A 9,351-nucleotide genomic window follows, 5' to 3' on the forward strand; every position below is an offset into this window, starting at 1 on the left:
AACTTCGAACATCTTTCGGCCACAGCGATGGCGTAGGCCGACGTGCAAGTCTACGCCGCGGGCGCGCACTCTCCCAAATCCCAGAATGTGCGGGCCTGCGCAGGTCAACGCGACGCGCCGACACGCTCGAGCAGCGGGCCGATGACGGGCTCCGGAACCATGCCCGTGACGTCGCCGCCGAGGCCCGCGACCTGCTTGATGAGCGAGCTCGACAGGTGATCCATGCCCGGGTTTCCGGGGATGAACACCGTCTCGAGACCCGATAGCGCGCGGTTCATCGTCGCCATCGGGGTCTCGTAGCTGAAGTCGGTCTCCCCGCGGAGCCCCTTGACGACGAGCGGTGCGCCCAGCTCACGGCACACGTCGACGAGCAGCGTGTTGGCGTAGGCCGCGGCACGGACGTTGTCGAGATGCGCGACCGAGCGCTCGATGAGGTCGACGCGCTCGTCGGCGCTGAATGTCCCCTGCTTGTCGGGGTTGTGCAGCACCGTGACGACGACGTCGTCGAACAGCGCCGCGCACCGCTCGATGACGTCGAGGTGTCCCAGCGTCAGCGGGTCGAACGAGCCGGGGCAGACGCACGTCGTCATGATGTGACCTTCGCGATGTCCTCGGGCGTACCGGTGACGACGATCTCGGGCACGACCTGATCGAGCGTCGCGACGACGGCCTCGACGTCGTCGGGCTCGGGCGCGTCGTCCTGGGCGAGCTCGGCGAACCACATCGTCGTCTCCCCGTAGACGCGCGGCTCCCAGGCCTCCAGGCGCGGGTGCCACGTCGGCTGCGGCGAACGCGACGAGCGTTCGACGACGACGAGAGCGCGCTCGGCGAGCCACTCCCGCTCGACGAGCAGGTCGATGGCCTGCCGCAGCTGCTCCTCGCTCACGCTGTACGGCGGGTCCATGAGCACGAGCGCGGCCTTGACGCTCGGCGGGCCCTCGAGAAACTTCTCGACGGCCTGCGTCACGACACGCACCGGCGAGAACCCGAGGTTGCGCACGTTCGTGCGGATGACGGTCGCGACGCGGCGGTCGACCTCGACGAACGTCGCGGACGCGGCGCCGCGGCTGAACGCCTCCAGCCCGAGCGCGCCGGAGCCCGCGTACAGGTCGAGCACGTCCGCGCCGAGCATCGCACCGAGATGCTCCAGCCGGGAAAACAGCGCCTCACGGACGCGGTCGGACGTCGGGCGGGTGCCCGCTCCGGGGGGCGTGTCGAGCCTGCGGCCACCGGCGGAGCCGGCAATGATGCGCGTCATCAGCTTCTTTCCAGAAATTCGGCCTGCGACGCGTCCACGCGGGCATGCGCGGCCTGCGCCAGCAGGGGATGCTCGGTCAGAGACGGATCCGCTTCGACGATGGCGGCGGCCTCGGTGCGCGCGGCCTCGATGACGGCGAGATCGGACGCCTTCGTCAGCTCCAACCAGTCGAGAGACGATCGCCGTCCGCTCTGCGCGGCGCCGAGCACGTCTCCTTCCCGTCTCAAGTCTAGATCCAGATCGGCGATGGCGAATCCGTCGTTGGTCTCCGCGACGCGCCGCAGACGCTCGAGCGTGTCGGGGTTCTCGTTGCGTGTCACGAGCAGGCACAGCCCGCCGTGCTCGCCCCGCCCGACGCGTCCGCGCAGCTGGTGCAGCTGCGACAGGCCGAACCGGTCCGCGTCGACGATGACGATCATCGACGCGTTCGGCACGTCGACGCCCACCTCGATGACGGTCGTCGCGACGAGAACGTCGACCTCGCCGGCGCCGAAGCGGCGCATGACGTCGTCCTTCTCCTCGGCGGGCAGCCGGCCGTGCATGAGATCGATCCGCAGCCCAGCGAGCGCAGGCAGGCGGCGCATCTCGTCGATGAGGTCGACGACGCCGATGGGGCGCGCCGCGGCATCGCCCTCCCCGGCGCCATGAGCGTCGGGCCCGTCGACGAGGCCCGGCGCGACGGGCTCGCTGCCGTCACCGATGCGTCCGGCGACGACGTAGACCTGACGCCCGGCGCCGCACTCCTCCGCGATGCGCTCCCACACCCGGTTCATCCACGACGCGACGTGCGTCGGCACGACGTGCGAGACGATCGGCGCACGCCCACGTGGCAGCTGACGCAGCGTCGAGACGTCGAGGTCGCCGAACGCCGTCATCGCGACGGTGCGCGGGATCGGCGTGGCCGTCATGACCAGCACGTGCGGCGGGCGGTGCGCCTTCGAGCTGAGCGCCGCGCGCTGCTCGACGCCGAAGCGGTGCTGCTCGTCGACGACGACGAGACCCAGGTCGGCGAACTCGACATGCTTCTGCAGCAGCGCGTGCGTGCCGATGACGATGCCCGCCTCGCCCGAGACGATGTCGAGCAGCGCCTGCGTGCGCGCCGAGGCCGACAGCGAGCCGGTGAGCAGCGTGACGCGGGTGCCGTCGTCCGCGCCGCCAAGGCGTCCGCGTTCGGCGAGCGGGCCGAGCATCGCGCGCATCGAGGCGGCGTGCTGGGCAGCGAGCACCTCCGTCGGCGCGAGCAGTGCGGCCTGCGCGCCCGAGTCGACGACGGCGAGCATGGCGCGCAACGCGACGAGCGTCTTGCCCGAACCGACCTCACCCTGCAGCAAGCGGTGCATCGCGACAGGCTCGGCCAGGTCGCGCGCGATCTGCTCCCCCACCTCGCGCTGGCCCTCGGTGAGCTCGAACGGCAACGTCGCATCGAAGCGTTCGAGCAGACCGCCGGGCTTCGCAACGCGCGGTGTCGACGGCTCGGAGCGCGCCTCGTGGCGCCGCTGGGCCAGCACGATCTGGGTGGTGAACGCCTCGTCGAACCGCAGCCGCTCACGCCCCGCCTGGACGTCGGCCATGCTCGCCGGCAGATGCAGGCCGCGGTAGGCGCGGGTCGTCGTGACGAGACCGTGACGCGCGCGCAGCGGCTCGTCGAGGGGGTCGGGGATCTCGCCGAGCGCGTCGAGGACGGTGCTGATCGACAGGGTGAGGTTGAGGTTGGTGATCTTCTCGACCTGCTTGTAGACCGGCACAACGCTGCCCGGATACACGCTCATGTCGGCGTCGTCCATCAGCGTGTACTGCGGGTGCGACAGCTGAAGCTGCTTGTTGAACAGGCCGAGCTGGCCGCTGAACAGCGCGCGTTTGCCCGGGCGCAGGACGCTGTAGTGAGGCTGCGCACTGAAGAACGTGACGGCGGCGCGGCGGCCCTCGTCGTCGACGATGACGGCGTTCGCCATCGAACCCTTGCGCGTCTGCATGCGTCGTTGCGTCATCGTCTCGACGCGGGCGGTGAGCACGACGTGCTCGCCGAGTTCGAACTCACCGAACGTGCTGCCGGCGTGCGCGTCGATGTAGCGGCGCGGGAAGTAGTCGAGCAGGTCGCGCACCGTCACGAGGTCACGCGCCTTCGCGAGCTTCCTCGCGCCGGATCCGAGGACGGCGAGCAGTGGCGAGTCGAGCGTCACCTCACCCATGGGTCACCTCCATGAGGACGAGCGAACCGGCATCGAGACGCAAGACGTCGATGCTGCCGCCGTCACCGACGCGCGTGCGAGCGAGCGACAGGAACTTCTGCGCGGCACTTTCGTCGGCGCCGGGCGCGAGGCACACGAGCACCGACTCGGCGCCGGGGAGATGCAGACGGGCCAGGTCGCGCGCGGCCCGCCACGAGTCGGCCCGCAGGAATTCGACGTCGTCACCTGGGTCGTCGTCCTCCCAGACGGCGGCTTGCTCGCCCTCCCAATCACCGAACGGCGAGGCTGCATCGTCGAGTCGTTCGAGCAGCGCGAGGAGGTTGCTCGAGCGCGCGCCGTCACCGGCGTCGACGTCCGCGAGAACGTCACCGGCTGCGTGGCCCCACGGCGCTCCCGGCTCCCGCGAATCGCGCGTCTGCGCACCGAGGGCGAACGCGTAGGCGCGCACCGCCTCGTCGCGCGCGGCGACGAGCAAGGGTTCACACCCCGGCAGCGGGCCGTCGAAATGCGTCATCGTGACGGCGCTGATCGTCGCGCGCTCACGCATGACGGAAACGGCCGTCAAGGGCTCGTCCGTGTGCAGGTGGACGCGATGCAGCCGTTCGTCGCCCGCGACGACAACCGAATCGCCCCACCGCGCGAGCACGTCACGCAGCGCCGAGGCGCCCTCGTCGTCGAGGCCCTCGGCGACGCACACGACCTCGAAGGCCGGGCCACCCGCGGCGACGTGGCAGCCCGCGTCCTCCTCCAACGACGTCGTCCGACGCGCGTCGAGCCACGAGCGGGTGTTCGTCCGGGGCAGGCCCCCCGCACCCGAGGCGACGCGGTCGAGGGCATCGAGGACGAGCAGCAGACCCGCACCCCCGGCGTCGACGACGCGCGAACGCACGAGCGCCTCCAACTGTGCGGGCGTCGCGTCCAACGCCTCCTGCGCAGCCTGGTGTGCCGCCCGCGCCACCTCGGCGGCATCGGCCTCGCGTCCTGCGCCGGCCGCCTCGTCGACGCATCGACGGGCGGCGAGGGCCGCGGCCTGCGCGACCGACAGGATCGTGCCCTCCACCGGTTCGCCCACCGCCCCGCGGGCGCAGGCCGAGGCGGACCCGAGCGCCTCCGCGAGGCCCGGACCGTCGAGGCCGACCTCGAGGACGGCGGGATCGGCCAGCAGCACGCGGACGAAACCGCGCACGTATTCGGAGAGGATGACGCCGGAGTTGCCCTGCGCCGCCCGCGTCATGCCGGTGACGAACGCCTTGGTGCGCACGCGCGGCGCATCGTCCGAACCGGTCTGTGAGAGTGCGACGAAGCCCGCTTCGAGGCTGGCGCGCATGTTGGTGCCGGTGTCGCCGTCGGGCACGGGAAAGACGTTGAGCGCGTTGAGCGTCGACTCCGCCGACGACAGTTCGACGCGTGCGGAGACGAGGGCGCGGGCAAGGTCACGCGCATTCAGGCGTTGCGTCATGCACCCTCCTGCCTCTCGCTCCGGCGACCGCCGCGGGCGTCTCCCGCGAGACGTGAATCGTCATCGCGGCATGTCACGAGTACCTTGGCACACGGGTCTGACAACCGCGGCAGGACGGGGTGAAAAGCCGTCCACGCCACTCCGGGCGGACGCCACACGCACGGCGAACCGGCGACGCTCGGGCGGCTCCGCATGCGGCGCGCCGCGCTCGACAGGCCGGCCTCCACGCACCGGACCGCGTCGCCGTTTTGATCCCACCCGCTGCCTCCGGCTATGCTGTCCAGGTTGCCCCCATGACATCACGCGCATCATCTCGACGCTGCGGATCGATGGGGGCGAGCGAGACCGTCAGGTCTTGCGCGAAGCAACCGAAGGGCATCCGCCCGAACACATCGACTTCAGGAGAAACCGTGGCTGCCACCTGCGACGTCTGCGGCAAGGGACCGGGCTTCGGTCACAACATCTCGCACTCCAACCGCCGCACGAAGCGTCGTTGGAACCCGAACATCCAGCGCGTTCGCGCCCTGGTCGGCGAGGCTGGCGTGACCCCGAAGCGTCTCAACGTCTGCACCTCCTGCCTCAAGGCAGGCAAGGTCAAGCGCTGATCTCGGCACTTGTTCGAAAAACCCGGCTTCGGCCGGGTTTTTTGTTGCCTGCTCGACGCCCGCGAACCGACGAATCCCCGGCCTCCTCGAAGGAGACCGGGGGATTCGTCTGACGACGCCGCGCGGAAACGCTCAGGCCCCGCGCGAGGCGTTCAGTGCGCGGTGGGCTTGCCCTGACGCTCGGCGGCGGCCTTGTCGGCCTCCAGCTCGCGCTCGTCGACGACGATGGGGCGCGTCACGGCCCACGCGATGAGCGCGGCGCCGATGACGATGAGGCCGATGCCCGTCCACAGGTTGAGGTTGACGCCGTCGGCCTTCGCCTTGTCGGCGGTGCTCGTCGTGAAGCTCGTGACGAGCAGGATGAGGCCGTAGAGCGCCATCAGCAGCCCGATGATGTTGCGGATGTCGAACAGGCCGGCGCCGTGACGGGCCGAGTTGCCGGCCTTGGTCGTCGTCACCTCGTCCGCGCCGTCACGCCCGGTGTGCACGGCGTCGTCACGCCCGCGCGGGGCGTCGTGCGCGTCGTTGATCGGTGTACTCATGATCGATGCCCCTTAGTGGAAGACGACGTTGAGGATGATGACGAGCAGCAGCGACAGGCCCGCGAGCTTCGTCGGCGACTTGAAGAACGACGTGTTCGTGTCTTCCTCGAAGTCCTCCTTCGGCGTCTCGCTGTAGACGAGACCGCGCAGGCTCTCCGCCGGTTTCGGCTGCGTCATGAGACTGACGATGACGCTTACGACGATGTCGACGACGAACGCCGTACCGGCCGCGACGAACGACGCGCCCTGACCACCGATGTGGATGACGTCCTGCGACAGATCGCCGAGCGCGTTCTCCGACAGGACGGCGACGACGAGCGCGCCGACCGTACCGGAGACGAGGCCGGCCCAACCGGCCGTCGGCGTCATGCGCTTCCAGAACATGCCGAGGATGAACGTCGCGAACAGCGGCGCGTTGAAGAAGCCGAACAGCGTCTGCAGGTAGTCCATCGCGTTCGAGTAGCTTCGCGCCAGGAGGGACGTGCCGATCGCGATGATCGTCGCGACGACTGTCATGATGCGGCCGATCTTGATGTAGTACGCGTCGTCACGATCCTTGACGACGTACTCCTGCCAGATGTCGTAGCTGAACACCGTGTTGAACGCCGAGATGTTCGCGGCCATGCCGGCCATGAACGCGGCGAGCATGCCCGCGATGGCCACACCGAGAAGACCGTTCGGCAGCAGGTCGCTCATGAGGTACAGCAGGGAGTTGTTGTAGTCCGGGTTGCCGCCGCTGGCCTTCGCCTTCGCGATCTCAGGCACGAGCGCGCCGGCGATGATGCCCGGGATGATGATGATGAACGGGATGAACATCTTCGGGAACGTGCCGATGATCGGCGCGCGACGCGCGGAGTTCATGTCCTTCGAGGCCATGACGCGCTGCACCTCGACGAAGTTCGTCGTCCAGTAACCGAACGACAGCACGAAGCCGAGACCGAAGACGATGCCGATGACGGACCACACCGAATCGGTGAAGCCGGTCAGCGAGTTGCCCGGCCACGACGACAGCTCGCCGTCCGTGCCCGCGGCCTTCATCTTGGCCTGCAGCCCGTCCCAACCGCCGACCTTGTGCAGGGCAGCGAGCGTCAACGGCAGCAGCGCCGCCACGATGACGAAGAACTGCAGCACCTCGTTGTAGATCGCGGCCGAGAGGCCACCGAGGGTGATGTAGCTGAGGACGATGACGGCGGCGACGATCGTCGAGACCGTCATGTCCCAGCCGAGCAGCATGTTGACGATCTTGGCGAGCAGGAACAGGTTGACGCCGGCGATGAGCACCTGCGCGAGCGCGAACGAGATCGCATTGACGAGGTGGGCGCCCGTGCCGAAGCGACGCTTCATGAACTCAGGCACCGAGCGCACGCCCGAGCCGTAGTAGAACGGCATCATGACGATGGCGAGGAACAACATCGCCGGGATCGCGCCGATCCAGTAGTAGTGGAACGTCGGCATGCCCATCTTGGCGCCCGACGCGGACATGCCCATGATCTCCACCGCACCGAGGTTCGCGGAGATGAAGGCAAGGCCGGTGACCCAGGCGGGCAGGGACCGGCCGGACATGAAGAAGTCGATGCTGGAGCTCACCTGTCGGCGGGCCAACAGGCCGATGCCGAGCACGAACACGAAGTACAACGCGATGAGCACGTAGTCGACCGGCCCCGCGTCGAGGCGCAGAGCTGAGGAATCCATAGGCAGCAAGGCTGGCTCCCGGACAGTCGTGGAGGAAAGTGACCCTCGACGGTAACGCCAAGCTCGCACCGCGCGCCATGGTGAAGGGGCTCACACTCGGAATCGAGACCCGTTTGCAATGTTCGGCGCCGCGCCCGGGTGGCGTCTCGCGGCTACGGCACGCGCGCTGCGCCGACGCTGAGGTGCTGGAGCGGCATGGGGCCCTCGACCCGGACGGCCGGCGCACGGCGCCCGCGTGACGAGCGAACGCCGTCAGTCGGACGACGAGGGGCGCGCCCGTTCGTAGTGCGACCAGCCGCGTTCGACGACGTCGACGCTGTCGAGCGTCACCGCGGCCCGCCGGCCGGACGTGCTTGCTGCGGGTGCGACGACGCGACCGATGACGTGCCAGCCCGGCGGCACCGCGTCGGCGTCGCAGGTGCCGAGCAGCGCGTGCTCCTCGCCGCTCGCGAGGACGCAGTCGAGCGCTCGATTCCCCAGCAGCGGCCGCAGCGGCGCCGCCATGCGTTCCAGCGCGGCGCGATCGAGTTCGATGCCGACGCCGGACGCCGCGGCCAGACGCGCCGCGTCCCGCCCCAACCCGTCGGAGACGTCCATCGCGACGCCCATCCCCGCGCTCACGGCCTCGTCGCCTGCATAACGCGGCCGGGGTGCGCGATGGAACGTCACACACTCGCGTGCGACGGCTTCGGCCGCCCCGTTCGCGGCTGCGGGGGGCCCTGCACCCACGGCTGCGCGGGACGCGGCCTCGCCGTCTGTGGGGGGCGCTTGGCGATCGTCTGCGCATGTGCGGAGCGCTTGGTTCGCGTCTGCGTCTGCGTAGGGAAATTCGTCAGCGACGGACGGGCCAGGATCACGACGGGCCGTCGCCCCCGCATCTCGTGGCGGCCAGGCCACCTCGCCGCTGAGAACGAGCAGACCGGCTTGCGAGCGTCCCAGCCGGCCGGAGACGACGACCACCTGGCCGGGCCGGGCGGCGGAGCGCGTCAGCGCCGGCGCGCCGGGGGCGAGTTCGCCGAGCGCGGTGACGGTGATGACGACGGTGCCTGCGGGCGCGCCCGACAGGTCGCCGCCGAGGGATCCGCAACCCGCGCGACGCAGTTCGTCAGCCATGCCGTCGGTGAGCTCGACGAGCCAGTCGACACGCGTGCGCTCCTCCGTCGCGAGCGCCACGACGACGCCGGTGGGCCGCGCGCCCATCGCGACGACGTCGGCGAGGTTCTGGGCGATCACCTTGACCCCGACGTCGTGGGCGCTCGACCAGTCGTCGCGCCAGTCGAGATCGAGCACCATCGAGTCGGTCGTGACGACGGTACGGCCCGTCGCGCGGGGCAGGACGGCCGCGTCGTCACCGGGCCCGATCTCGGCGTCGGCCGCCGCGAGGTGGGGGGTGATCGCCGCGAGCACGCAGGCCTCCCCGACGTCGGCGACGGTCGCCGCGTCGCCGCCGACCCGCGGTGTCCAGGTCGGTCTGAGCCACGAGGGGGTCGCGAGGTCGGTCACCACGCCATTCAATCAGCCGCTGCATCCTGACGACGGCGCGAGCACCCCGCGCAGCACATGGAGATCTTCGAAGCTGAAACCGGCTCTTCACAGATGAGGGTGT

Annotated in this window: 8 protein-coding genes; 1 reads left to right on the top strand and 7 read right to left on the bottom strand. The window is 69.9% G+C overall.

The genetic code is table 11. The features are described 5' to 3' along the window. Window positions 1–104 precede the first annotated feature (104 nt). From coaD to J4Z35_RS03760, 4 genes are read right to left on the bottom strand one after another with little or no spacing between them, the layout of a single operon-like run. On the bottom strand, window positions 105–590 hold the full coding sequence (gene coaD / locus J4Z35_RS03745) for a pantetheine-phosphate adenylyltransferase (protein WP_006943276.1): 486 nt from the start codon (window positions 588–590) through the stop codon (window positions 105–107). Further along, on the bottom strand, window positions 587–1,258 hold the full coding sequence (gene rsmD / locus J4Z35_RS03750; protein WP_006943265.1) for a 16S rRNA (guanine(966)-N(2))-methyltransferase RsmD: 672 nt from the start codon (window positions 1,256–1,258) through the stop codon (window positions 587–589). The genes coaD and rsmD overlap by 4 nt, the downstream gene beginning before the upstream one ends. Next, window positions 1,258–3,447, bottom strand: a complete 2,190-nt coding sequence (locus J4Z35_RS03755) for an ATP-dependent DNA helicase RecG (RefSeq protein ID WP_074041196.1) — start codon at window positions 3,445–3,447, stop codon at window positions 1,258–1,260. Before J4Z35_RS03755 ends, rsmD begins: the two co-directional genes overlap by 1 nt. Next, window positions 3,440–4,906 carry a DAK2 domain-containing protein gene (locus tag J4Z35_RS03760; RefSeq protein ID WP_074041195.1) on the bottom strand — a complete coding sequence of 489 codons (1,467 nt, stop codon included), beginning with the start codon at window positions 4,904–4,906 and terminating at the stop codon, window positions 3,440–3,442. The genes J4Z35_RS03755 and J4Z35_RS03760 overlap by 8 nt, the downstream gene beginning before the upstream one ends. Before the next feature lie 410 nt (window positions 4,907–5,316). Here J4Z35_RS03760 and rpmB point away from each other — a divergent pair, with 410 nt between their 5' ends. Further along, a complete protein-coding gene (rpmB, locus tag J4Z35_RS03765; RefSeq protein WP_006943284.1) occupies window positions 5,317–5,511 on the top strand; it encodes a 50S ribosomal protein L28 in 195 nt (64 codons plus the stop codon). 152 nt (window positions 5,512–5,663) lie between these two features. Here the strand turns inward: rpmB and J4Z35_RS03770 are convergent, their stop codons facing one another. From J4Z35_RS03770 to J4Z35_RS03780, 3 genes are all read right to left on the bottom strand, one after another. After that, window positions 5,664–6,053: a hypothetical protein gene (locus J4Z35_RS03770; protein ID WP_231729491.1), complete on the bottom strand. Its 390-nt coding sequence runs from the start codon at window positions 6,051–6,053 to the stop codon at window positions 5,664–5,666. A gap of 12 nt (window positions 6,054–6,065) precedes the next feature. Next, the gene (locus J4Z35_RS03775; RefSeq protein ID WP_006943271.1) at window positions 6,066–7,745 is read right to left on the bottom strand and encodes a sodium:solute symporter family protein; all 1,680 of its coding nucleotides are present in this window, start codon (window positions 7,743–7,745) and stop codon (window positions 6,066–6,068) included. 252 nt (window positions 7,746–7,997) lie between these two features. Beyond that, window positions 7,998–9,248, bottom strand: coding sequence for an AIR synthase related protein (locus tag J4Z35_RS03780; RefSeq protein ID WP_083604044.1), 1,251 nt, complete (start codon window positions 9,246–9,248; stop codon window positions 7,998–8,000). Window positions 9,249–9,351 lie beyond the last annotated feature (103 nt).

It is taken from the genome of Dermacoccus sp. NHGro5, assembly GCF_017565385.1.
Classification (GTDB): Bacteria; Actinomycetota; Actinomycetes; order Actinomycetales; family Dermatophilaceae; genus Dermacoccus; species Dermacoccus nishinomiyaensis.